The following is a 24,670-nucleotide window of genomic DNA, read 5'->3' on the forward strand; positions in this document are numbered from 1 at the left end:
ACCGGAGGAGCACCTCGATCTCAATAATGAGAATATAGTTATCCAATCCTGTAAAGGAAAGTCTCTTCGGTGCGTTTCCCGAGTCTCCCCCAGACCCGGATACTGGACGACGTGACCGCGACGAACCCGAGCGACGACACCGCACCCGTGGACGTGCATCTGCCCGCAGGAAGACTGACCGCCGCGCAGTTGCAGGCCCTCGCCGAGCTCGCTCACACCCACGCCGGCGGCGTCCTGCACCTGACCCCACACGCCCACCTGCGCCTGCACGGCGACCCCGCAACCCTGACCGCCGCCGTCACCGACGCCGGATTCACCGTGGGCCACCCCGCACTGCCCCACCTGCTCACTTCCCCCCTCAGCGGACGCATCGGCGGAAAATGCGACATCCGCCCCCTCACCGACGCCGCGCTCCTGCACCTACCCACCGCACGCCCCGGCAGCACCCTCGGACTCGACGACGGCACCGGCGACATCGTCGCGCTGACCCCCGACCGCGCCCTGCTCGCCGTCTCCGGCGACGAATGGACCCTGGTCCTCGCCGGCACCGACACCGGACTCCGCCGATCCGACCCCGACGCCGCCGTCGACCTCCTGTTCGACGACACCCCACCGTCCCCCGCGGACACCGCCACCGCCGCTGCCCTTCCCACACCTCCGAGCGACCCGATCGGATGGCTCGACCAGCCGAGCGGCACCGTCACCCTCGCCGGCGGCCTAGCCGGAGGTCTGCTCCCCGCCCGCCTCGCCGAATTCCTCGCCGCCGTCGACCGCCCCCTGGTCATCACCCCCTGGCGCTCGATCCTGCTGTGCGACCTCCCCGAACACATCGCCGACCAAGTCGTGCGAGTCCTCGCCCCCATGGGCCTGATCTTCGACGCCCGGTCACCGCACCTGCACTGACCTCCGAACCACCCCCGCACCGCACCCGAGCGGCCTACCGTGGAACGCGTGAGTTCCGAACCGGCCGACTCCGCATCCACCGACACCTTCGACGTCATCGTGCTCGGCGCGGGCCCCGCAGGCGAGAACGCCGCGCAGTACGCCATCGCCGGCTCCGATCGCACCGCCGCCCTCGTCGAACACGAACTGGTCGGCGGCGAATGCTCCTACTGGGCATGTATGCCCAGCAAGGCCCTACTCCGCCCCACCCAGGTCCTCACCACCGCCACACACATGCCCGGCGTCCAGCAGCACGTCACCACCGACCACGTCGACACCCCCGCCGTCCTGACCCGCCGCGACCGATTCACCTCCGGCCACGACGACTCCTCCCAAGTACTGTGGGCCGACGCGGCAGGCATCGATGTGATCCGCGGCCACGCTCACCTCACCGGGCCCCGCACCATCACCGTCGACGGCGACCACCCACGCACCCTGCGCGCCCGCCACGCCGTCGTTATCGCCACCGGCACCCTCTCCACCGTCCCCGACCTGCCGGGACTGCGCGCGGCGCTGCCCTGGACCTCCCGCGACGCAACGAACCTGCGGCAGATCCCACGCCGGGTCCTCGTGCTCGGCGGCGGCGTCGTCGCCTGCGAAACCGTCACCTGGCTACGACAACTCGGCGCCGACGAGATCACCGTCGTGGTTCGCGGGCCCCGCCTGCTCGCGCGGGTAGAACCGTTCGCCTCCGACGCCGTCGCCGCCCGGATGCACACCCGCGACGTGCAGGTGCGATTCGGCACCGAAGTCACCTCGGTGACCCGCCCCGACGCCCGAGACACCGGAATCGGCATGATCCACGGCGGCCCCATCACAGCGGAACTGAGCGACGGCACCACCATCGACGTCGACGAAGTCGTCGTCGCGACCGGCCGCCGATCCGCCGTCGACCACCTCGGACTCGACACCGTAGGACTCGACACCGGCAGCATCACCGTCGACGACCACCTCACTGTCGACGGTGTCGACGGCGCCTGGCTGTACGCCGTCGGCGACATCAACGGCCGCGCCGCGCTGACCCACATGGGCAAGTACCAGGCCCGGGTGTGCGGCGACGTCATCGCCGCCCGCGCCGAAAACCGGCCCCTCGACGACCCGCGGTACCGGGCGAGCGCCGACCACGCGCAGATCCCCCAGGTCATCTTCACCGTTCCCGAAGTCGCCGCCGTCGGACACACCGTCGACTCGGCCCGCACCGCCGGGTTCGACATCGAGGTGCTCGAGGCCGACATCGACGTCGCCGGCGCCACCCTGCACCGCGACGACTTCACCGGCCATGCAGCGCTGGTCGTCGACCGCGCTACCGACGTGCCGGTCGGCGCCACGTTCGTCGGCTCCGAGGTCGCCGAACTCGTCCATGCCGCGACCATCGCGATCGTCGGGAAGGTACCCCTGGCGTCGCTGTGGCACGCCGTTCCCGCCTATCCCACCATCAGCGAGGTGTGGCTGCGTCTACTCGAAACCCGCCGCCCCTGATAATCGGCGGTGCTCTTTCAGCATGTCCACGAACCGGACCGAGGCCCTGCTACCCTCCGAAGCAGTGAACACCGTTTCTTGTGCGTGACCTTCGAGCCTCGCGTCGATCGTGAACGACGCCGCCTGCGCGCGGCGGTGATTCCGTGTGCCCCGAACTGGGGAACCATGACCGGTTTCCCAACTTCGCCTCCCACCGGATCGCACCCCTCGGAGTTCCCATGCCCCGCACCCACCTACTCGGCGACTGCCGCAACTGTACTGCCTTGTGCTGCACCGTCTTCGGATTCTCCCGCTCCGCCGACTTCGCTACCGACAAGCCCGCCGGAGCACCATGCGCACACCTCGCGCCCGACTTCGGCTGCACCATTCACGGCGTTCTGATCTCCCGCGGATATCGAGGCTGCACCACGTTCGACTGTTTCGGCGCCGGTCAGGTCGTCACCGCACGGATCCCCGGCGCCCTCACCGGGGCGGTGTTCCCGAAAATGAAACAACTGCACGAGATGCTCTGGTATCTCCATGAGGCCACCGACCGCGCCCTCGACCCCGACGACATCGCCCGCGCGGCCGAACTGACCGAGACGATCACCGGACTCACCCGGCTCGAGGCATCCGAATTGGTCGCTCTCGACCTGGACGCGCTGCACGAGCAGGTACGCAACCTGCTCATCGACGTCAGCGAGGTGATCCGCGCGTCGTATTACGCCACCGGCACCCCCGATCCACGACTGCACCCCGGCGCGGACCTCGCAGGCGGGTCTCTGCGCGGCCGGGTCCTGTGCGGCGCCGATCTTCGCGGCGCGTGCCTCATCGGCACGGATCTGCGCGGCAGCGATCTGAGCGCGGTCGACCTGCTCGGCGCCGACCTGCGCGACACCCGACTCGACGGCGCCGACCTGTCGTCGGCGCTGTACCTGACCGGCCCGCAGATCGCCGCAGCGCACGGAAACCACGACACGATGCTGCCGCATTGGATACCGCACCCGACGTGGCGCCGGTGAGCACCCACCGGCCCCAGCAAACCCGTCGGCCCCTCCTGGCACACTGGATTCGCACAGGCGTACGACAACCGCGGGAAGGTGGATGCTCCGATGACGAGCCGGGACGAATCGGGCCTCCTCGACTGGGTCGCGTCGTACCTGGAGACCTTGCAGACCGCGAAGCGCTCGGCGCACACCGTCAAGGCCTACCGTCTGGACCTGCACGGGGTGTGTGCCGCGCTCGCGGCTGCGCGCGGCGCCACCCCGGAAACGCTGACCCTCGCCGACCTCACGATCCGCGCGCTGCGATCGGCGTTCGCCACCTTCGCGCGGGAACGCCAACCGGCGTCGGTGCGCCGCGCCTGGTCGGTCTGGAACAACTTCTGCAACTTCCTCGTCACCGAGGGCCTCTCCGAGGGCAATCCGATGGCCTCGATCACCCAGCCGAAACGTCCAGAACACACCCCGAAAGCATTCAAACCGGCCGCCGTCGGGCAACTCGTCGACACCTTGACCCACGACGCACAGCACCGCAGCGAGTCACCACGGGACTGGCCGCAGCGGGATCTGGCGCTCGTGGCGACACTGCTGCTCACAGGCATCCGGACGGAAGAGCTGATCTCACTCGATCTCGGACACATCCTCGGTGGTCTCGGGGCCCCGGTGCTGCGCGTGCACGGTAAAGGTGCGGTCGAACGAGAGATCCCCCTCGAGGACAGCTGGACGGCGATCGTGTCCACCTACCTGCACGAACGCTACGTCCGGTTTCCGCCGCTACGGCGAACCGCGCTCGCCGACCGCGCCGACCTTCCGGTGTGGGAGCGGCACACTCCCACCGATCCGTTGTTCGTCGGCGCCGACGGCCAGCGCATCACCCGCGGCACCCTGCAGTACCGGGTGCGACGGGTATATCGGCGGGCGGGCATCGAGTCCGAACGCAAACGAGGCGCGCTCGCGCACGCGCTACGACACACCTTCGCAACCTCGCTGGCCGACAACGGCGCGACGATGGTCGAGTTGCAGCAACTGCTCGGACACCGGTCGCTGCAGACCGTGCAGATCTACACCTCGGCAACCAACGATGCGGTGCGGCACGCGGCCCGCCACAACCCGGTGTACGGGTTGCTCGGCGGCACCGATCGCGCTGTGAGTGACGGCGAGAGCTGACAGACTGGGATCGAACCGCAGTGGCATCGAACCTGTTGCACTGAAACCGCCGGGCCGTCGAACCGCTGCTGTACCGAGATCAACGAAGGAGCTTGCATGAGCGTCGAATCGGTGGGATCTGCTCGTCATCGCGTCGTGGTGATCGGATCGGGGTTCGGAGGGTTGTTCGCCGCGCAGGCCCTGGCCCGCGCCGATGCGGACGTCACGCTGGTCGCGCGCACCACCCATCATCTGTTCCAGCCGCTGCTCTATCAGGTCGCGACGGGAATCCTCTCGGTCGGCGACATCGCCCCGGCCACGCGCATGGTGCTGCGCAAACAGGAGAACACCCAGGTGCTGCTCGGGGAAGTCGACGACATCGACCTCGAGAACGGCACGATCACCTCCCAGTTCCTGGAGCGTCGCACGACCACCGGCTTCGACTCACTGATCGTCGCCGCCGGCGCCGGCCAGTCGTATTTCGGCAACGATCACTTCGCGGAGTTCGCGCCCGGCATGAAGACGATCGACGACGCACTCGAGTTGCGCGGCCGGATTCTCGGCGCCTTCGAGCAGGCCGAATTGTCGAACGACCCCGAGGAGCAAGCGCGGTTGCTGACCTTCGTGGTGGTCGGCGCGGGCCCGACGGGGGTCGAGCTGGCCGGTCAGATCGCCGAGCTCTCCCGCCGCACTCTCAAGGACACCTTCCGTCATATCGACTCCACGCGGGCGCGGGTGGTTCTGCTCGACGGGGCATCGGACGTGCTGCCCGTCTACGGCGGGAAGCTGTCGAAGAAGGCACGCAAAACCCTCGAGGGCCTCGGGGTGGAGATCCAGCTGGGTGCGATGGTCACCGGCGTCGACGCGGACGGCCTGACGGTCAAGGAGAAGGACGGCACCGAGCGACGTCTCGAATCGCAGTGCAAGGTGTGGTCGGCGGGTGTAGCGGCGAGCCCACTGGGTCAGCAACTGGCCGAGCAGTCCGGTGCCGGGATCGATCGGGCGGGTCGTGTCGAGGTGCTACCCGATCTGTCGCTGCCGGGGTATCCGAACGTGTTCGTGATCGGCGACATGATGTCGCTCGACAAGCTTCCCGGGCTCGCGCAGGTGGCGATGCAGGGGGGCAAGTACGCGGCGAAGCAGGTCATCGCCTCTCTCGAGGGGCAGACCCCGGCCCAGCGGGCCCCGTTCAAGTATTTCGACAAGGGGTCGATGGCGACCATCTCGCGGTTCAGCGCGGTCGCGAAGGTCGGCAAGCTCGAGATCAGCGGGTTCCTCGGCTGGATTGCCTGGTTGTTCATCCACCTGCTGTATCTGGTGGGGTTCTCGTCGAAGATGTCGACATTGTTGTCGTGGGCGCAGGCGTTCTTCTCGACGGGACGTAACGAGATGGCGGCAACCGAGCAGCAGGTGTTCGCGCGGATCGCCATCGAGCGACTACGACACCACGAGAACTCCGTCACTGCGGGCAACGGCACCGCCGACGGTAAGGACGCCGCCGACGGGAATGAAACTGCCCAGAACGAAGGCGACTCGTCGGCGACCCGTCGAGCGGCAGGCTGATCGCCCCGGCGTGCGCCGTCAGTTCCCGATGCGTGCGCTGTCCTCGATGTTCGCCAGCCGCACCTGTCCCTGTGACACGACACGCTCCTTCCCGTCGGTGATCACCACCCGCCACAGCTGCTGAGTGCGGCCACGGTGGATGGGGGTGCCGACGGCGGTGAGGACGCCTTCGCGGGTGGCCCGCAGGAAATCGGTGTTGTTGTTGACGCCGACGACGTTGCCGCGCTCACCGAACCAGGTGGCGCCGCCCATGCTCGCGATCGTCTCGATCACCGCGCAGTACACCCCGCCGTGCACGATGCCGTAGGGCTGATGCTGAGTGGGGCTCACCGTCCACTGCGCCCGGACTGTGTCGGCGGTCACTTCCAGGAACTCGAGCCCGAGCGCGGTCCCGAAGCCGGCGCGGTTGAAGGTGGTGATCTCTTCGAGGGTGGCGGCGGCGGGATCCGGAAGGGAGTGATCGGTCATGTCTAAGCGTTCTCCTGCTCGATCGGGGCCGGCCGGGTCGCCGGTTGCCGTCGAACGATGGTAGGGCATGGAGGTTTTCGCCTGCCGGTGCGGCAACCATCCGAGCAATCCGAACGTAGCGGCGGGCCTCGCGTGGTGATCGCGAGGCCCGCCGTCGGGATGGACCGGGAGTCGCTGCAGCCCTCAGGACTCCGGCACGGTCCGGTGTTGCACGCCCCCAACTATAGGGAAGCCTGACCTAATCCCACAAGACCCCGCACCGGGTGGCCCGCGGCAACGAACGCGTCCAGCAGTTGCTGGCCGCGTCGCGCTGCGTCGCGCCGGGAGGCGCCACCGAGGACGGGCAGTTGCGATGCGCCGGTGACGATCGTGCGTCCGACCATCGCCCAGAAGCGTGGGGCGTCGAGCGGGGCGCATCGGTGCACGGCCTCGTGCACCGCGGTCAGGGCCGTCACGGCGCGATGGGCAGTCCACACCGCCAGGGCCTGCTCGCACGGCAGCACCACAACCCCGCGCTCGGCGGCAGCCCGGTCTCCGGGAAGTACGCGCAGGGTGTCGTCGGCGACACCGGCCCAGTCGATGCAGCCGTCACTGTCTTGATGCAGCCAGAGATTGTCGAGCCCGGGATCCCACACGCGCCCTTCGAGAGCGAGCGGCGCCAGGACTCGACCGACCACGGCGTGAATGAGGGCGGCGGCGACCTGCTCTGCGGCGATGCGCGGTTCGTCGACGTCCTCGAGCGAGCGCCGGTAGAGCAGTTCGACGCGGTCGGTGCGCTCCGCGCTGCCGAGACTCCACCAGCGGCGCTTCGGCTCTTCGTCGATACAGGCCACGGCGTAGACGCGGGGAGACCCCGCGGCAAGGGCCCGCAGGCGGGTGCGGGTGTCCTCGAATGCGCGGATGCTCCGGTCGTCGAACGTGGGGACCGGAGCGGTGGTGGTCGGTGGCAGCAGCAGAGTCGTCATCCGACACCTCTCTTGTCGACAGGAACCCAGCGGTTTGCTTAGGTAAGGCTAACCATTACATTCGGGGTGGGGGTCGCGCAACCCGCCACACCGAACCGACACCCACCGACCGGACCCACCCCGTGACAGACCGAAATAGGATTCCGTAACCTAACCTCCAGACCCACCCGAGCACGCCGTCACGAGGAGCGCACCACGCACGTGGCCACCATTCGACCCCCCTCCCCAACACTCACGGCCACAGAACCCACGACCACCGAGTGCACCGAACCGCCCACCACGACCCGGCGCGTCGTCGCGGAACTACTGGATCTCGCGCTCCTCGCGATCCCCCTCGCCATCGGCGCACTACTGGTCGACACCCTCGGCGACGCCAACGGCGGCGGACAAACCGACCGCGTCGTCTTCGGCGGCGCCGCACTGGCCGCCACCATCGGGGTGCTGCTGTGGAACCGCGGCCACCGGGAAGGCCGCACCGGCGCAAGCCTCGGCAAAGCCTGGACCGACCTCATCACCCGAGACCCCGACACCGGCGCCCCCGTCGGCCCCCGCCGCGCCCTGCTGCGCCGCCGCACCGAGGTCGTCATGGCCAGCACCGCCACCGACGACGGTTTCACCCCGCTGCCCGCGGACACCAGCGTCGCCGGAATCCGACGCCGACGACTCCTGGGACTGCTCGCGCTCGCTGTGATGCTCGTGCTGGTCCTGCTCGCCAGCGTCGCAATCGGCGCACGACCGATGACCTTCACCGAAGTGTTCCACGCACTGTTCGTCAACGACGGCGCCGAAACCGACGTGATCATCCACTCCCTGCGCATCCCCCGCACCCTGCTCGGACTACTCGTCGGCATCGCCCTCGGCGTCGCAGGCGCCCTCATCCAAGGCCACACCCGCAACCCGCTCGCCGACGCCGGACTCCTCGGCATCAACGCAGGCGCCGCACTGTTCGTCGTACTCTCGATCTACCTGCTCGGCACCAGCAGCCCCGCCGAATACCTGTGGTTCGCGTTCGCCGGATCCCTGTTCGCCAGCGTCATCGTGTTCGGGTTCTCCTCCATCGGCAACGGCGGCTCGAGCCCCCTGAGCCTGGCCCTCGCCGGCGCCGCCGTCGCCTTCTTCCTCCAGGCCATGATTCAAACCGTCGTCCTGCTCGACCAGACCAGCCTCGACGGCTACCGCTTCTGGGTCGTCGGATCCGTCGCCGGCCGCGGCATGGACGTGCTCTGGCAGGTCCTGCCGTTCATCGTCGTCGGCCTCGTCATCGCCCTCGCAAGCACCCCCGGACTCAACGTCCTGAGCCTCGGCGAGGACGTCGCCCGCTCCCTGGGCACCAACATCGCACTCACCCGCGTCATCGGCATCACCGTGATCACCATCCTCACCGGCGCCGCCACCGCCGCATGCGGGCCCATCGCCTTCGTCGGCCTCATCGTCCCGCACATCGCCCGCGCCATCACCGGACCCGACTACCGCTGGCTCGTCCCCTACGCAGGCCTACTCGGCGGCGTGCTCCTCGTCCTCGCCGACGTCATCGGCCGCATCGTCGTACGCCCCGGCGAACTCCAGGTCGGCATCGTGCTCGCCCTGGTCGGCGCCCCGTTCTTCATTGCCCTCGTCCGCCGCCGGAAGCTGGTGTCGCTGTGACCGACCTGACGAAGATCGACCCCGCAGCGCCACCCACCAGCGGCGGAGAACGCCGCCGCCACACCCCCGTCCAGCGCTCCACCGCGGTCCCCGCCCGCCCCGCCTTCCGCCTCGGCCGGTTCTCCGTCGTATGGCGGGGTCGCCAGGTGCTGGTGTGCCTCCTGCTCGCCGTCGCCGCCTTCCTGCTCCTGTGCATCGGACTCGGCCGCGGCGACTACCCCATGTCCGTGCCCCAAGTCCTCGAAGTGCTCTTCGGCGGCGGCGAACGACTCGACCGGTTCATCGTGTTCGACCTGCGACTCCCCCGCGGCATCGGCGCCCTCGTCGTCGGTGCGGCCCTCGCCGTCTCCGGAGCCATCACCCAGTCGTTGTCCCGCAACGCCCTCGCCAGCCCCGACATCCTCGGCATCACCGCCGGCGCCAGCGCCGCTGCCGTCGCCCTGATCGTCGTCACCAGCGGCGGCACCGTCGTCGGACTGCTCGCCGCCCTCGGCCTACCCCTGGCCGCCCTCGCCGGTGGCCTGCTCACCGCCACCGCGATCTACCTGCTCGCCTGGAAGAACGGCGTCGACGGATTCCGGCTCGTGCTCATCGGCATCGGCGCCAACGCCATGCTGATCGGCCTGACCAACTGGATGCTCGTCTCCGCCGACATCAACGACGTCTCCCGCGCCCAGGTCTGGCTCACCGGTTCCCTCAACGGGATCAGCTGGAGTCAGGTCATCCCCGCCGGGATCGCCCTCGCCGTCATCGGCACCTGGACGATCATCGCCTCGTTCACCATCGGCGCTCTCCGCCTCGGCGACGACACCGCCCGCTCCCTCGGGATCCGCCTGCAATCCCAGCAGGGCATGCTCCTCGTCGCCGCATGCGCGCTCGCCGCCATCGCCACCGCCGCCGCCGGACCCATCGGCTTCGTCGCACTCGCCGCACCCCAGGTCGCGCTACGACTCGTCCGCTCCGCCGGGCCCCCGATCATCGCCTCCGCACTGACCGGCGCCGTGCTCGTCGTCGGCGCCGACATCATCGCCCGCACCATCCTGCCGGTCTCCCTGCCGGTCGGCCTCGTAACCTCCGCGCTCGGCGGCCCGTTCCTGCTGTACCTGCTCGTGCGCTCCAACCGGAAGGTGTCCGTGTGACCCCCACCCAGCCCCTCGACACACACGCCGACGGCGCCACCGACCTCACCGGCTCGCGACTCATCGCCGAACATCTCGCACTCGGCTACGGAGACCGTCTCATCGTCGACGACCTCGGCCTCGAGATCCCCACCGGCGTGATCACCACCATCATCGGACCCAACGGCTGCGGCAAGTCCACCCTGCTGCGCGCCCTGAGTCGACTGCTCAAACCCCGCAGCGGGCAGGTCGTGCTCGACGGCCGCCGAATCACCACGATGCGCACCCGCGACGTGGCCCGCGTCCTCGGCATGCTCCCCCAGGCACCCACCGCGCCCGAAGGACTGACCGTCGGCGACCTCGTCGCCCGCGGCCGCCACCCCCACCAGTCGTGGATGCGGCAATGGTCCGGCGACGACGAGGACGTCGTATCCACCGCACTCGCCCGCACCGGCATCGCCGACCTCGCCGACCGCCCCGTCGACGAACTCTCCGGTGGCCAACGCCAACGCGCCTGGATCTCGATGGCCCTCGCACAAGGCACCGACATCCTGCTGCTCGACGAACCCACCACCTACCTCGACCTCGCACACTCCATCGAGGTCCTCGACCTCGTCGATCAACTCCACAGCGAACTCGGTCGCACCGTGGTGATGGTGCTGCACGACCTCAACCTCGCCGTCCGCTACAGCGACCACCTCGTCGTCATGCGCGACGGGAAAGTCATCGCGTCCGGCCCTCCCACCGACGTCATCTCCGTCGAACTGCTCCGCGATGTGTTCGGACTCGACGCCTCCGTCATCAGCGATCCGGTCTCCGGCCGACCCCTGATCGTGCCCATCGGCACCCGCCACGTCTACGGCACCGTCGGCGGCGACACCCCGCCCGAATAACTACGACCCTAGGTAGTACGCGCAAATGTCGGAGACTCCGTAGAATCACGGTATGGCAGCACTAGGCGAACTCGAGCGAGCAGTGATGGACCACCTGTGGTCCTCCACCGAACCCCAAACCGTGCGACAGGTCCACGACGGCCTCTCCGCCCAACGCTCCCTCGCGTACACCACCGTCATGACTGTCCTTCAACGCCTCGCGAAGAAGAACCTCGTCATCCAGCAACGCGATGACCGCGCCCACCGCTACCTCCCGGTACACGGCCGCGACGAACTCGTCGCCGGCCTCATGGTCGACGCCCTCGACCAGGCCGACGAAACCGCCGGACGCACCGCCGCCCTCGTCCACTTCGTCGGCCGCGTCGGCGCCGACGAAGCAGCCGCACTGCGCGCAGCCCTCGCCGAGCTCGAAGCCCAACACAGCACCGACCGGTCCCCCGGACGCGCAAGCTGACACACTCGACTACATGAATGCGACCACAGCGCTCGTATTCGGCATACTTGCGCTTCTCCTCGCGGGCCCGGTGCCCGGCCTCCTCGCCCGCGCCACCTGGCCACACCGCAACCCACGAGCCGCCCTCGTCCTGTGGCAGGCCGTTGCCCTCGCCGCCGTACTCTCCGCATTCAGCTCCGGCCTGGCCATCGCCGCGCTCCTGCTGGTCCCCGGCGAAGACGGCCGCCCCACCACCGGGCCCCTCGAAGAAATCGACGCGCTCGGACTACCCCTGTGGCTGACCTACGTCGTCGTGTTCATGCTCACCCTGCTCATCGGCGGCCGCCTCATCTACTCGACCCTGCGCGTCGGTGTCCGCACCCGCCGCCGCCGCGCCCGCCACCGCATGCTCGTCGACCTCCTCGACCGCCGCGACAACCTCTCCGCCGTCCGCACCCTCCCCCACGTACGGATCCTCGACAGCGCCGACCCCATCGCCTACTGCCTACCCGGCATCCGGCACCGCGTCGTCCTCTCCGAAGGCACCCTCGACAACCTCGACGACGACGAACTGAGCGCCGTCCTGCGCCACGAACACTCCCACCTGCGCGCCCGCCACGACCTGATCCTCGAAGCATTCACCGCCGTCTACGAAGCGTTCCCCCGCTGGGTCCGCTCCGGCTCCGCCCTCGGCTCCGTACAACTCCTCGTCGAAATGCTCGCCGACGACTCCGCCATCCGCCGCACCGGCCCCGCACCCCTGGCCCGGGCCCTCATCACCTGCGCCGACGCCCGCACCCCCACCGGCGCCCTCGCCGTCGGCGGCCCCTCCACCCTGCTGCGAGTACAGCGACTCGCCTCCCCCGGCCCCGACCTGACCATTTCCGCGTGCGCCTACATCACCGCCGCCGCAATCCTCATCATCCCCACCGTCGCCGTCGCCGTCCCCTGGCTCACCGAACTGACCCGCCTGTTCGCCCACTGACACACCTCCTCCCCCGTTCGATTTCGATCACGCCCCATTTCGGGGGAAGCTGTACCCATGACCGTCGAACCCACCGAGACCCCACTCGCCCAGATCGGCGTGACCGGCCTGGCCGTCATGGGGTCCAACATCGCCCGGAACTTCGCCCGCCACGGCTACACCGTCGCGTTGCACAACCGCAGCATCGCCAAAACCGACGCCCTGCTCGCCGAACACAGCAGCGACGGCACCTTCGTCCGCACCGAAACGATCGACGAGTTCGTCGCCTCCCTGGAAAAACCCCGCCGCGTCCTGATCATGGTCAAAGCCGGCGACGCCACCGACGCCGTCATCGAAGAACTCGCCGACGCCATGGAACCGGGCGACATCATCATCGACGGCGGCAACGCCCTCTACACCGACACCATCCGCCGCGAAGCCGCCCTACGCGAACGCGGCCTGCACTTCGTCGGCGCGGGCATCTCCGGCGGCGAAGAAGGCGCCCTCAACGGACCGTCCATCATGCCCGGCGGCCCCGCCGAGTCCTACGCTGCACTCGGCCCACTCCTCGAAGCCGTCTCCGCCAAGGTCGACGGCACCCCCTGCTGCACCCATGTCGGCCCCGACGGCGCCGGACACTTCGTCAAGATGGTGCACAACGGCATCGAATACGCCGACATGCAGCTCATCGGCGAGGCCTATCACCTGCTGCGCGACGCACTGGGCTACGACGCCGCGAAGATCGCCGACGTGTTCGCCGACTGGAACACCGGCACCCTCGAGTCGTATCTCATCGAAATCACCGCCGAAGTGCTCCGCCAGACCGACGCCACCACCGGCAAACCCCTCGTCGACGTCATCGTCGACGCCGCCGAACAGAAGGGCACCGGCCGCTGGACCGTCAAAGCAGCCCTCGACCTCGGCATCCCCGTCACCGGCATCGCCGAAGCCGTCTTCGCCCGCGCCTTGTCCGGCTCCCGCACCCAACGTGCCGCAGCCCGCAACCTGGCCACCGGCACCCTCGGCGCCACCCCCACCGACGCCGCCCAGTTCACCGAAGACATCCGCGCCGCCCTCTACGCTTCCAAGATCGTCGCCTACGCCCAGGGCTTCGACCAGATCGCCGCAGGCAGCGCCGAATACGGCTGGAACATCGACCGCGCCGCCATGGCCACCATCTGGCGCGGCGGCTGCATCATCCGTGCCCAGTTCCTCAACCGCATCAAAGAGGCCTACGACGCCGATCCGGAACTGCCCAGCCTGATCCTCGCCCCCTACTTCCGCGACGCGATCGAAGCCGGCATCGACAGCTGGCGACGCGTCGTGGTCACCGCCACCACCCTCGGCATCCCCATCCCCGCCTTCGGGTCCTCCCTGTCCTACTACGACGGACTTCGCGCCGAACGCCTCCCCGCCGCACTCACCCAAGGCCAACGCGACTACTTCGGGGCGCACACCTACGAGCGCACCGACAAGCCCGGCAAGTTCCACACCCTGTGGAGCGGCGACCACAGCGAAGTCCAAGCCTGACCCGCCCCCGACCATGACCGGCACCGCGGCAGCATCTGTGACGTGCGCACTCGCCGCCGCGGTGCTGCTCGCCGTCAGCATGGTCGCCCAGCAACGCACCGCCGCCGCCGTTCCCACCTCCGGTCCACTCGTCGCCAGCCTCATCCGCAACCCACGCTGGTGGGCGGCGGTGGTCGTGGACGGCGGCGGCTACACCCTCCAAGTTCTCGCGCTCGCTCTCGGCACCGTCCTGATCGTGCAACCCCTGCTCGTCTCGTCGCTGCTGTTCGCCATCCCCATCTCCGCCTACTACACCCGACGACGACCCGACCGCCGCACCCTCCTGCTCGCCGCGGCCCTCTGCATCGCGTTGGCCATGTTCCTGATCGCCGGCAATCCCACCGCGGGAAACATCGACGCTGCCGCCACCCGATGGGCACTGCCCCTCACGATCACCCTGGCCGTCGCCGCCTGCACCGCCGCACTCGGCACCGCCCCCGGAACGCCGAGACGCCGCGCCATGCTGCTCGGCACCGCCGCGGGCATCCTCTACGGCGTCGCGGCCGCCCTCACCAAACATGTCACCGACCTGATGGAACGCGGCCTACCCACCGTTCTCGGTTCATGGCAGCTCTGGACCGTGATCACCGCCGGGCTCACCGGCATGTACCTGCAGCAACGCGCCTTCCAGGCCGGGCCGCTCACAGCCTCCCTACCCACCCTGACGATCGCCGAACCGCTCGCCGCCGCGGTCCTCGGCATCACCGTGCTCGGCGAACACCTCGACACCGACGGACTCGGCCTCATCGCCACCGCCATCGCCATCGCGGTCATGGCCGTGACCACGCTCGCGCTCGCCCGCACCGTCACCACACCGGTGACGGACAAGACCGCAACGACCGAACCCACCCGGTCCTGATCAGGTCCCCGACCGCGACAACACCGCAACCAAGAAATCCGAATCCTCCGCGAACGGGCGCAGATCCCATGTCGACAGCAACAGCTCCGGAGTGAGCCCTCCGGCTGCGGCATCAGCAAGGAACTCTGCGAAGTCGTAGTCGCGGCCCGCACCGAACCCCACCACCGCACGCCCTGACGGCGCCAGATGCCGCGCCAACCCGGCCAACGTCGCCCGACGCGTCGACGGCGCCAAGAACGTCATCACATTGCCCGCACACACGATCGCGTCGAACTCCGCCGCCACACCACGACTCGGCAGATCCAACTCGGCCAGATCCCCGACCAACCACGTCGGGCCCGGATAGTCCTCCTCGGCCGCCGCAATCAGCACCGGGTCGACATCGACCCCCACCACGACATGCCCCACCCCGTGGAGATAGCCACCCAACCGGCCCGGACCACACCCCGCATCGAGCACCCGCGCACCCCGCGTCAACATCGCGTCGATCAACCGGGCCTCGCCCACGATGTCCTCACCCTGCGCCGCCATCGTGCGGAAACGCTCGACATACCAACTCGAATGCGACGGATCCGCGGCGGTGATGTCCTCCCACTGGCTTCGAATGCGCTCGGCCAACGTCCCACCTCCTCGATCGGGCCGCCCAGTGCGAGCCACGTACGTCCCACCCTATGCACTGCACCGCAGCACGAGACAGCCCACGACCCCCGAACTAGAATGACCACTTTCACCACACTGTCCAGGACCAGAGCATCCATCCCGGACCCGACGAGAGGAACACGGTGCCCGCGGCACCCACTATCGGCATGCCCCCGGCCGAAGCCGCCGCCACCCCGACACCGGAGCGGCACTGATGTCCGTCGCCCTGTCCATCCTCAGCCTCCTCGGCTTCGTCGCACTCACCGCAGGCACCGCACTGTTCGTCGCTGCCGAGTTCTCCCTGACCGCCCTCGAACGCAGCACCGTCGAAGCACACGCCCGAGGCGGCGACGCCCGCGCCCGCCAGGTACAGCACGCCCACAGCACCCTCTCGTTCCAACTGTCCGGCGCCCAACTCGGCATCACCATCACCACCCTGATCACCGGCTACCTCGCCGAACCCGTCCTCGCCCGCTTCCTCAACCCGGTATTCGGGGCCATCGGGCTGTCCGAGAACACTGCCGGCACCCTGTCCCTGATCGTCGCGCTCGTCCTCGCAACGTCCTTCTCCATGATCTTCGGTGAACTCGTCCCGAAGAACATCGCCATCTCCCGGCCCATGGCCACCGCCCGCACCACCGCCGGCCTCCAAGCCGGCTTCTCGCTGGTCTTCCGCTGGGCCATCAACGGCCTCAACGGCACCGCCAACCGCATCCTGCGGCGCATGGGCATCGAACCCGCAGAAGAATTACGCTCGGCGCGCTCTCCTCAGGAACTCGGCTCCCTCGTCCGCGCCTCCGCTGAAGGCGGAGTCCTCGACGAATCCACAGCCCGCCTCGTCGACCGTTCACTGCGCTTCGGTGAACGCACTGCCGAAGACCTCATGACCCCGCGCGTGACCATCGAATGCCTCGATCAGCGCGACACCGTCCTCGACCTGATCGCATTGTCCTCCCGCACCGGATACTCCCGATTCCCGGTGATCGACGCCGATCTGGACTCCACACTCGGCGTTGTCCACGTCAAACACGCATTCACTGTCACCGCCGACCGGCGCGGCACCACCGCCGTCCGGGATCTCGCCCGAAAAGTGCCGATCGTGCCGTCGACCCTCGACGGCGACACCGTCATGGAGCGAGTCCGCGCCCACGGAATGCAGGTCGCCCTCGTCGCCGACGAATACGGCGGCACCGCCGGGATCGTGACCATGGAGGACCTCGTCGAGGAGATCATCGGAGACGTCCGCGACGAACACGACGAACCACAACCCGACGCGCACCCACTCGGCAACGGATGGTCGTGCTCCGGGCTCCTGCGCATCGACGAGGTCGAACGCCTCACCGGCTACCGCGCGCCCGACGGCGACTACGAGACGATCGGCGGGCTCGTCCTCACCGAACTCGGTCGCATCCCCGAGATCCACGACGAAATCCCGCTCCCTGCCCGCGACCACGACGACCCCCCGTGGCTCGCCCGGATCCTAGAGATGGACGGCCACCGCATCGACCGTCTATTGCTGACCCCCACCGACCACGACGATCCGGGTCAGGAGCAGCCATGAACGACCTGCTCGCCGTCGCCCTGACCATACTGCTCCTCGCCGGCAACGCCTTCTTCGTCGGCGCCGAATTCTCGCTGATCACCGCCCGGCGCGACCGACTCGAAGCGCTTCACGCCCAAGGCAAGAAACGTGCCCACACCGTCATCGCCGCCGGCGAACACCTCTCCCTCATGCTCGCCGGCTCCCAACTCGGCATCACGATCTGCTCGATCCTCCTCGGTCGCGTCGGCGAACCCGCAATCGCCCACCTCATCGAGAGCCCACTTCACCTGATCGGCCTCCCCGTCCAACTCCTGCACCCCATCGCGTTCGCCATCTCGATCACGCTCGTGGTGACACTGCACATCCTGCTCGGCGAGATGGTGCCCAAGAACATCGCGATCGCCGGACCCGAACGCACCGCCATGCTCCTCGTCCCGATCCACCTGCAGTTCATGCGCCCCGCCCGACCCTTGATCGCCTTCTACAACTGGTGCGCCAACATCACCTTGCGACTGGTACGTATCGAACCCAAAGACGAACTCGACGCGACCGTCACCGCAGTCGAACTGACCGAGATGATCGGTGAATCGCGATCCGAAGGCCTGATCGACGAAGAAGAACACCGTCGCCTGATCCACGCACTGAACACCGGTGGACGCACCGTCTCCGATGTCCTCATCCCGGTCGACGATGTCCGCACCGTGCCCGCCACCACTGCCGGCGTCGCCCTCGGCGCCATCGAACTGGCCGTCACCACCACCGGATTCTCGCGCTATCCCACCCGCACCGCCGCCGGCGGCTACACCGGATACCTCCACGTCAAGGACATCCTCGACCTCGTCCACGACCACACCGCGGGCCCCGACACCGTGATTCCACCAAGCACCATCCGACGGCTCCCGTCACTCCCGCTCGACACCGCACTCGACGATGCCCTGTCCCAACTCCGCCGTACCCGCTCCCACCTCGGCTGCGTAGTCGACCTCACCGGCGCCACGCTCGGCATCGTCGCCCTCGAAGACCTGGTCGAAGAATTCGTCGGCACGGTCCGCGACGCCACCCACCGCATCACCGATCCCACTCCCGGGAAACGCACAGGAGGCACACCCGAGTGACCGAGGCCCCGACCGCCCACCGCGAGGTGATTCTCACCGAGAGCCAATGGACCGCGCGCCGCGACCGACATCGGCACGAGGTCGACGACCTGCTCGCCGCGTATCTGCGCCGGCGCGCGGCGCACGAGAAACATCCCGTTCACGATTTCCTGTTCACGTACTACAGCCACCGGCCCGCTCAGCTGCGGCGGTGGCATCCCGGATTCGGCACCGTTCTGCTCGGGGCGGGTCGCGACTACCGCAACCATCCCGCCTACGAGCGGGTCGTCATCGACGGCACGCCCGGGGTCCGGGTGAGCTCCGACACCCTCGGGCGTCGGTCCGGCACCGTCGAGTTCGTGACCGAACTGCTGACGCGCACTGGTTCGAGGCCCGCTCAGCTCGGCTGTTTCGGGCTCCACGAATGGGCGATGGTGTACCGCACGAGCAGCGACGATGTGCGGCATTCGGCGGTGCCGCTGCGGCTCGGCCACGCCGGCACCGATGCGGTGGTGGAATCAATGCAGTTGCGCTGCAGTCATTATGACGCCTATCGGTTCTTCAGCCCGGAAGCGACGCCTCGCAACGTCGAGCCCCTCACCCGCGATACCCAACTCGATCACGAGCAGCCCGGATGCCTGCACGCTGGTATGGATCTCTACAAGTGGTGTTACAAGCTCTCTCCCCTGGTGGATTCGGACCTGCTGTTGCGTTGTTTCCGGCACGCCGCCGCGGCACGCGAACTCGATATGAGGGCGAGCCCGTATGATCTGGGCGACTACGGCTACTCGCCCATCACGATCGAGACTGCCGCCGGACGCGCACAGTACGTCCGCGAGCAGTCGGCGCTCACCTCTCGCGCCGCGGACCTGCGACAGGACCTGCTCGAACGATGCACCGCCCTGCGCGCGCGTCGAACCGACGTACGCCCCTAGCTACCGGCGGGTAACATAATTGGTGAATTTTCGTGCGGCTCCCGGAACGTGACAACACCGGGCGCACAGCAACCGGAAAGAGTGAGGGTAATGACTGAACGCGTGACCGTCGGCGGACTGCAGATCGCCAAGGTGCTCTACGACTTCGTCAACAACGAGGCGCTCCCCGGCACCGGAGTGGACGCCGAGGCGTTCTGGACCGGAGCCGACAAGATCGTCGAAGAGCTCGCCCCCAAGAACCGCGCCCTGCTCGCCAAGCGCGACGACCTTCAGGCCCAGATCGACACCTGGCACCGCGACCGCGCCGGAACCCCCCACGACGCAGCCGCCTACAAGGCCTTCCTCGAAGAAATCGGCTACCTCGTCCCCGTGCCCGCACCCTTCGAGGTCACTACCGCCGGAGTCGACAGCGAGATCACCTCCACCGCCGGCCCGCAGCTCGTGGTGCCGATCCTCAACGCCCGCTTCGCACTCAACGCCTCCAACGCCCGATGGGGTTCGCTGTACGACGCGCTGTACGGCACCGACGCCATCTCCGAAGACGACGGCGCGGAGAAGACCGCAGGCTACAACAAGGTCCGCGGCGACAAGGTCATCGCCTGGGCCCGCGACTTCCTCGACAAGGCCGCCCCGCTGGCGACCGGCTCCCACACCGGCACCACCGCCTACGTCATCGAGGACGGCGCGCTGAAGGTCACGCTCGCCGACGGCACCGTCACCACCCTCGCCCAGCCCGAGAAGCTCGTCGGCTACCTCGGCGAGACCACCGCCCCCACCTCGGTCCTGCTGCGCAACAACGGCCTGCACATCGACATCCAGATCGACCCCCAGTCCCCGATCGGCAGCACCGACACCGCCGGCATCAAGGACCTCGTCCTCGAATCGGCCGTCACCACGATCATGGACTTCGAGGACTCCGTGGCCGCCGTCGACGCCGACGACAAAACCCTCGGCTACCGCAACTGGCTCGGACTCAACCGCGGCGACCTGACCGAGTCGTTCGACAAGGGCGGTAAGACCCTCACCCGCACCCTCAACGCCAACCGCGTCTACACCGGTATCGACGGCAACGACCTCGAACTGCACGGCCGCTCCCTGCTGTTCGTGCGCAACGTCGGCCACCTCATGACCACCCCCGCCATCCTCGACGCCGACGGCAACGAAATCCCCGAAGGCATCCTCGACGCCCTGATCACCAGCCTCTGCGCCGTCCACGGCCTGCACACCGACGACGCACACGGCGCCCTGGCCAACAGCCGCACCGGCTCGATCTACATCGTCAAGCCCAAGCAACACGGCCCCGAGGAATCCGCCTTCACCACCGAACTGTTCGGCCGCGTCGAACAGGTGCTCGGCCTTCCCGCCAACACCCTCAAAGTCGGCATCATGGACGAGGAGCGGCGCACCACCGTCAACCTCGCCGCCTGCATCGAAGCCGCCTCCGAGCGCGTCGTGTTCATCAACACCGGCTTCCTCGATCGCACCGGCGACGAAATCCACACCTCCATGGAGGCCGGCGCCGTCGTGCGCAAGGCAGCCATGAAGCAGCAGAAGTGGATCGCCGCGTACGAGGACTGGAACGTCGACACCGGACTCGCCGCCGGGCTGCAGGGCAAGGCACAGATCGGCAAGGGCATGTGGGCGATGACCGACCTCATGGCCGACATGCTCGAGCAGAAGATCGGCCAGCCCAAGGCCGGCGCCAACACCGCGTGGGTCCCGTCCCCGACCGGCGCCACCCTGCACGCCACCCACTACCACGAGGTCGATGTCTTCGCAGTGCAGGACGCATTGAAGGGCGCGCCCCGCGCCACCGTCGACGACATCCTCACCATCCCGCTCGCCGAGAACACCGACTGGTCCGACGCCGAGAAGCGCGAAGAACTCGACAACAACTGCCAGTCCATCCTCGGCTACGTGGTCCGCTGGATCGACGCCGGTGTCGGCTGCTCCAAGGTTCCCGACATCCACGACGTCGCACTGATGGAAGACCGCGCGACCCTGCGCATCTCGAGCCAGCTCCTCGCGAACTGGATCCGCCACGGCATCGTCACCGAGGACGAGGTCGTCGCCGCCCTCGAGCGGATGGCACCGGTCGTCGACCGTCAGAACGAAGGCGATGCCACCTACCGGAACATGGCACCGAACTTCGACACCAACATCGCCTTCCAGGCCGCGAAGGAACTGATCCTCGAAGGCGGCACGCAGCCCAGCGGCTACACCGAGCCGATCCTGCACCGTCGCCGCCGGGAGTACAAGGCCGCAAACGCCTGACCCCGACACCCCCAGGAGGAGCGATGGGCCCCGATCCGCGTGGATCGGGGCCCATCGTCACACCACCGGGGCAGGCATAGACCGGTACTCTCGACACCTCACTAGACTGCTGGGGCCCGACCACAACGAAACGAGGCGAGAAACCCGTGGCTCGACATCGCGGATCCGGTGGAACACGTGGCGTCAGCACAGGCATCATCGTTTCCCTGGTCGCGGTCGCCCTACTGGTTCTCGGCATCATCGGCTGGCTCCAGCTCCGCAATCGAATCGACGAACAGGCCACCGAAGCAGCCAGGACCTGCGTAGAAGGCGACGTCGAACTGCGCATCGCCGCCGACCCGCTCATTGCCCCCACCCTCTCCGACCTCGCCGACACGTGGAACGCCGACGTCGCACCCGTGATCCGCGACTATTGCGTCACCGCTCACGTCGCCGCCACCGAATCCACCACGGCCGCCGCGACCCTCGCCGACGGCACCTGGAACCCCGAACTCGGACCCGAACCCGCTCTCTGGGTGCCCATCGACACCCGCGCCGCCGACCGTGCGGGCTCGAGCGCGAGCGGGCAACGTCGATCCCTCGCCACCTCACCGCTCGTCCTCGCCACTCCCACAGCCCTGAACAACGGACTCACCACAGCCGGGGTCGATTGGCGCGACCTACCGTCGCTGCAGTCCGTGCCCGGATCCCTCAGCGCCCTCGGCCTGGCCCCTTGGGAATCTCTGCGCATGGCACTGCCCACCGGAACAGACAGCGATGCCACGACGTCCGCCCTCGAAGCCGTCGCCACCACCGGGACAGGACCGCTGACACGCGACGAAGCACAGTCACCGGACGTCGTGACTGCAATCACCGAACTCGCACTCGGCGCCGACGCACTCGACATCGCGGCAGGCCCTTCCACCGCGGACGCGCTCACGGCACTCGCCACGAACACCGCCCCCGATTCCCCGATCCACGCAGTGCCCGCGGTAGAAAAACAACTGCACGACGCAGTCACTAATGGAACCGCCGCAGACCTTGCCGGATTTCGTCCCGCAGGTGCCACGCCCATCGCCGACTTCCCCGCAGTGATCCCGAGCGCCCCCTGGATCGACGAAACACTCTCCCGGGCCGCCGGAGAGTTCATCGACTACGTGCGCAACCCCGACCAGGCCCAGGACTTCCTCGATGCCGGCTTCCGGAACCACGACGGTGATTCCCCCGTTCGATCCGACTTCTCATTCGCGCCGGTCGTCGAGGTCCTCACCCCGGCAGATCCCTCCGCCGGCGACGCCCTCCTCGATATCCGCCTCGACCCCCAACCGCCTGTCAAGACCACCGTGCTCGTGGACACCACCACCTCCATGGCCACCACCGCAGAAAATGGCAACACCCGACTCGACGACACTGCGACCGCAATAGAGAACGTTCTCCGCCGTTCCCCGAACTCCTCGATCATCGGGATACATGTCTTCGACGACACATCGTCCTCCCGAGTCGCTGTTGCCCGCGATGCGCTCACCGGCGAGCAGCGCGCGGCGCTGAACTCTGCACTCGACGCAGTCACCCCCACCGAGACTGCGCCGGTGTACGAATCGATCCTCGCCGCGTACGCCGATGCCGTCGACAACTACGATCCGTCCAGACCGAACTCGGTGCTCGTGATCCTCGACAGCGACGACGAGAGCCTGGACGGCAACGAGACGAACACCGACGTCGATTCCGGCACCGGTACAGGCGACGAGCTTCTCGACGGAATCAGCGAGCTCACCGACAGCGCATCACCGGTTCGGGTGGACATCGTCGTACTCGGCGACGATGTCACCGACCCCGAGACACTGCAAGACCTCACCGCCCGCACCGGCGGGTCGTACTCCACGCTCGCCACCACCGCGAACGACGATCTGACCGCCTTACTCCGAAAGCTCACTTCCTGACCGTGATCCGACTGCTCGTCGCGGGGACGTTCCTCGCCCTCATCACCTACTGGTTCCACCGTCGCCTCGTACGAGCGCCCGGCCTCACCGGGAGAGCCGCACTGGCGGCCGATATCGTCCTCGTAGCGTTACTCGCGGCCGCCTCGATCGCGTCCGTCACCGGCACTGTTCTCGACCCCGCTTGGGCACGTCCGCTGGGCTTCCTCGGCTACAGCTGGTTCGCCGCAGGTCTCTACTTGATCATCGGTCTCCTCGTCATCGGCGCTTTCTGCCTCGGGGCACGGCTCGTGCGACGATTCCGCAGGGGTAAGTCCCCCTCGGAGGAAGCCGGCGCATCGCACCGACCACCACGCCGTGCACTCCGGATCGCAACGGCCACCCTCGTTGCCGCCACCGTCGCCACGATCGGCTATGGAAGTCTGATCGAGGCAGCCAATCCTCGGCTCGTTCACTCCACCATCGCCCTGCCCGGGCTTCCGGACGAGTTCGACGGCATCCGCGTCGCCTTGATCACCGACTTGCACGTCGGTCCGGCACGCGGCGCCGGGTTCGTGCGGGGAGTCGTCGATCAGGTTAACGAACAGCGACCCGACCTCATCGTTCTCGGCGGGGATCTCGCTGACGGCACCGTCGAATTGGTAGGTGACGACCTCGCGCCCCTCAGCGAGCTTCGTGCCCCGCTCGGGATCTACGGGGTGAGTGGCAATCACGAGTACTACTCGGACGACGCCTCGTCCTGGCTCGATCATTGGGAAACTCTGGGTGTGAAGACCCTGCGAAACGAAAACGTCCTCGTGACGCACAACGGCGAGCAGATCGCACTGGCAGGCGTGCACGACTACACCGCTCCCGCACCGGATGCAGCGGATCTACCTCGAGCCATCGAGGGACTGGCTCCGGAGACCTTCGTTCTTCTTGCCGCACACCAGCCGAAACACGTCCTCGAAGCACAGGATCTCGGTGTGGACCTTCAGTTGTCCGGGCATACGCACGGCGGCCAGATGTGGCCCCTCGGATACATCGTCGCTGCTGCAAATCCCACTGTCACCGGGCTGGACCACTTCGGCGACACCGCAATTTACACGTCGCTAGGAGCCGGTGCGTGGGGCCCACCGGTCCGCGTCGCAACTCCGCCCGAAGTTTCCATTCTCGAGCTCGTCACACAGAAGTAGCTGCGCCGCTGCCTGAACAGACCTCCCTTCGATGGTTTTTCAGAGGGGAAGTTCGGTGCCTGAGAGAGCAT

At 68.0% G+C, this 24,670-nt stretch carries 21 protein-coding genes; 18 read left to right on the forward strand and 3 right to left on the reverse strand.

The window, feature by feature from the left end:
- Positions 1 to 69: 69 nt before the first annotated feature.
- From MWU77_RS22345 to MWU77_RS22365, 5 genes are all read left to right on the forward strand, one after another.
- On the forward strand, positions 70 to 903 hold the full coding sequence (locus tag MWU77_RS22345) for a precorrin-3B synthase (protein ID WP_247274805.1): 834 nt from the start codon (positions 70 to 72) through the stop codon (positions 901 to 903).
- A 48-nt stretch (positions 904 to 951) separates the two neighbouring features.
- A complete protein-coding gene (locus tag MWU77_RS22350) occupies positions 952 to 2,421 on the forward strand; it encodes an NAD(P)/FAD-dependent oxidoreductase (protein WP_169690184.1) in 1,470 nt (489 codons plus the stop codon).
- A 218-nt stretch (positions 2,422 to 2,639) separates the two neighbouring features.
- Positions 2,640 to 3,422, forward strand: a complete 783-nt coding sequence (locus tag MWU77_RS22355; RefSeq protein WP_169690183.1) for a pentapeptide repeat-containing protein — start codon at positions 2,640 to 2,642, stop codon at positions 3,420 to 3,422.
- 90 nt (positions 3,423 to 3,512) lie between these two features.
- Positions 3,513 to 4,568 (forward strand): tyrosine-type recombinase/integrase, encoded by a 1,056-nt coding sequence (locus tag MWU77_RS22360; RefSeq protein ID WP_169690182.1) that lies wholly within the window; start codon positions 3,513 to 3,515, stop codon positions 4,566 to 4,568.
- Between the two features lie 96 nt (positions 4,569 to 4,664).
- Positions 4,665 to 6,110, forward strand: a complete 1,446-nt coding sequence (locus tag MWU77_RS22365; protein WP_247274806.1) for an NAD(P)/FAD-dependent oxidoreductase — start codon at positions 4,665 to 4,667, stop codon at positions 6,108 to 6,110.
- An 18-nt stretch (positions 6,111 to 6,128) separates the two neighbouring features.
- Here MWU77_RS22365 and MWU77_RS22370 read toward each other — a convergent pair whose 3' ends face one another.
- Both MWU77_RS22370 and MWU77_RS22375 read right to left on the reverse strand, forming a co-directional pair.
- A complete protein-coding gene (locus MWU77_RS22370) occupies positions 6,129 to 6,578 on the reverse strand; it encodes a PaaI family thioesterase (protein WP_247274807.1) in 450 nt (149 codons plus the stop codon).
- A gap of 221 nt (positions 6,579 to 6,799) precedes the next feature.
- Complete coding sequence (locus MWU77_RS22375) at positions 6,800 to 7,543, reverse strand: hypothetical protein (RefSeq protein WP_247274808.1); 744 nt, start codon at positions 7,541 to 7,543, stop codon at positions 6,800 to 6,802.
- A gap of 210 nt (positions 7,544 to 7,753) precedes the next feature.
- On the opposite strand from MWU77_RS22375, the gene MWU77_RS22380 reads away from it, so the two are divergent.
- Genes MWU77_RS22380 through MWU77_RS22410 form a run of 7 tightly spaced genes read left to right on the forward strand, consistent with a single transcriptional unit; the run spans position 7,754 to position 15,023 of the window.
- Positions 7,754 to 9,187, forward strand: a complete 1,434-nt coding sequence (locus MWU77_RS22380; protein WP_247274822.1) for an iron ABC transporter permease — start codon at positions 7,754 to 7,756, stop codon at positions 9,185 to 9,187.
- A 5-nt stretch (positions 9,188 to 9,192) separates the two neighbouring features.
- Positions 9,193 to 10,326, forward strand: coding sequence for an iron chelate uptake ABC transporter family permease subunit (locus MWU77_RS22385; RefSeq protein WP_281499551.1), 1,134 nt, complete (start codon positions 9,193 to 9,195; stop codon positions 10,324 to 10,326).
- Positions 10,323 to 11,198: an ABC transporter ATP-binding protein gene (locus MWU77_RS22390; RefSeq protein WP_247274809.1), complete on the forward strand. Its 876-nt coding sequence runs from the start codon at positions 10,323 to 10,325 to the stop codon at positions 11,196 to 11,198. Before MWU77_RS22385 ends, MWU77_RS22390 begins: the two co-directional genes overlap by 4 nt.
- Positions 11,199 to 11,250: 52 nt before the next feature.
- On the forward strand, positions 11,251 to 11,652 hold the full coding sequence (locus MWU77_RS22395) for a BlaI/MecI/CopY family transcriptional regulator (RefSeq protein WP_247274810.1): 402 nt from the start codon (positions 11,251 to 11,253) through the stop codon (positions 11,650 to 11,652).
- A gap of 13 nt (positions 11,653 to 11,665) precedes the next feature.
- On the forward strand, positions 11,666 to 12,616 hold the full coding sequence (locus MWU77_RS22400; RefSeq protein WP_169690175.1) for a M56 family metallopeptidase: 951 nt from the start codon (positions 11,666 to 11,668) through the stop codon (positions 12,614 to 12,616).
- Between the two features lie 57 nt (positions 12,617 to 12,673).
- Positions 12,674 to 14,125, forward strand: coding sequence for an NADP-dependent phosphogluconate dehydrogenase (gndA, locus tag MWU77_RS22405; RefSeq protein WP_247274811.1), 1,452 nt, complete (start codon positions 12,674 to 12,676; stop codon positions 14,123 to 14,125).
- Between the two features lie 13 nt (positions 14,126 to 14,138).
- Positions 14,139 to 15,023 (forward strand): DMT family transporter, encoded by an 885-nt coding sequence (locus tag MWU77_RS22410; protein ID WP_247274812.1) that lies wholly within the window; start codon positions 14,139 to 14,141, stop codon positions 15,021 to 15,023.
- Here MWU77_RS22410 and MWU77_RS22415 read toward each other — a convergent pair whose 3' ends face one another.
- Positions 15,024 to 15,680 (reverse strand): trans-aconitate 2-methyltransferase, encoded by a 657-nt coding sequence (locus MWU77_RS22415; RefSeq protein ID WP_374229951.1) that lies wholly within the window; start codon positions 15,678 to 15,680, stop codon positions 15,024 to 15,026.
- A gap of 196 nt (positions 15,681 to 15,876) precedes the next feature.
- Between MWU77_RS22415 and MWU77_RS22420 the strand changes: the two genes are divergently transcribed.
- The 6 genes from MWU77_RS22420 to MWU77_RS22445 all read left to right on the forward strand — a co-directional run bounded on the left by MWU77_RS22420 (position 15,877) and on the right by MWU77_RS22445 (position 24,599).
- Positions 15,877 to 17,223, forward strand: a complete 1,347-nt coding sequence (locus tag MWU77_RS22420; protein ID WP_169690171.1) for a hemolysin family protein — start codon at positions 15,877 to 15,879, stop codon at positions 17,221 to 17,223.
- Positions 17,220 to 18,320 carry a hemolysin family protein gene (locus MWU77_RS22425; protein ID WP_169690170.1) on the forward strand — a complete coding sequence of 367 codons (1,101 nt, stop codon included), beginning with the start codon at positions 17,220 to 17,222 and terminating at the stop codon, positions 18,318 to 18,320. Before MWU77_RS22420 ends, MWU77_RS22425 begins: the two co-directional genes overlap by 4 nt.
- The gene (locus MWU77_RS22430; RefSeq protein WP_169690169.1) at positions 18,317 to 19,234 is read left to right on the forward strand and encodes a 3-methyladenine DNA glycosylase; all 918 of its coding nucleotides are present in this window, start codon (positions 18,317 to 18,319) and stop codon (positions 19,232 to 19,234) included. Before MWU77_RS22425 ends, MWU77_RS22430 begins: the two co-directional genes overlap by 4 nt.
- Positions 19,235 to 19,324: 90 nt before the next feature.
- Positions 19,325 to 21,508 (forward strand): malate synthase G, encoded by a 2,184-nt coding sequence (locus tag MWU77_RS22435; protein WP_247274813.1) that lies wholly within the window; start codon positions 19,325 to 19,327, stop codon positions 21,506 to 21,508.
- 146 nt (positions 21,509 to 21,654) lie between these two features.
- Complete coding sequence (locus MWU77_RS22440) at positions 21,655 to 23,427, forward strand: substrate-binding domain-containing protein (protein ID WP_169690167.1); 1,773 nt, start codon at positions 21,655 to 21,657, stop codon at positions 23,425 to 23,427.
- A 2-nt stretch (positions 23,428 to 23,429) separates the two neighbouring features.
- Positions 23,430 to 24,599 carry a metallophosphoesterase gene (locus MWU77_RS22445; protein WP_169690166.1) on the forward strand — a complete coding sequence of 390 codons (1,170 nt, stop codon included), beginning with the start codon at positions 23,430 to 23,432 and terminating at the stop codon, positions 24,597 to 24,599.
- The last annotated feature ends 71 nt before the right edge of the window (positions 24,600 to 24,670 follow it).

Origin of the sequence: Rhodococcus sp. F64268 (genome assembly GCF_023015605.1) — a bacterium.
Lineage (GTDB): Bacteria > Actinomycetota > Actinomycetes > Mycobacteriales > Mycobacteriaceae > Rhodococcus.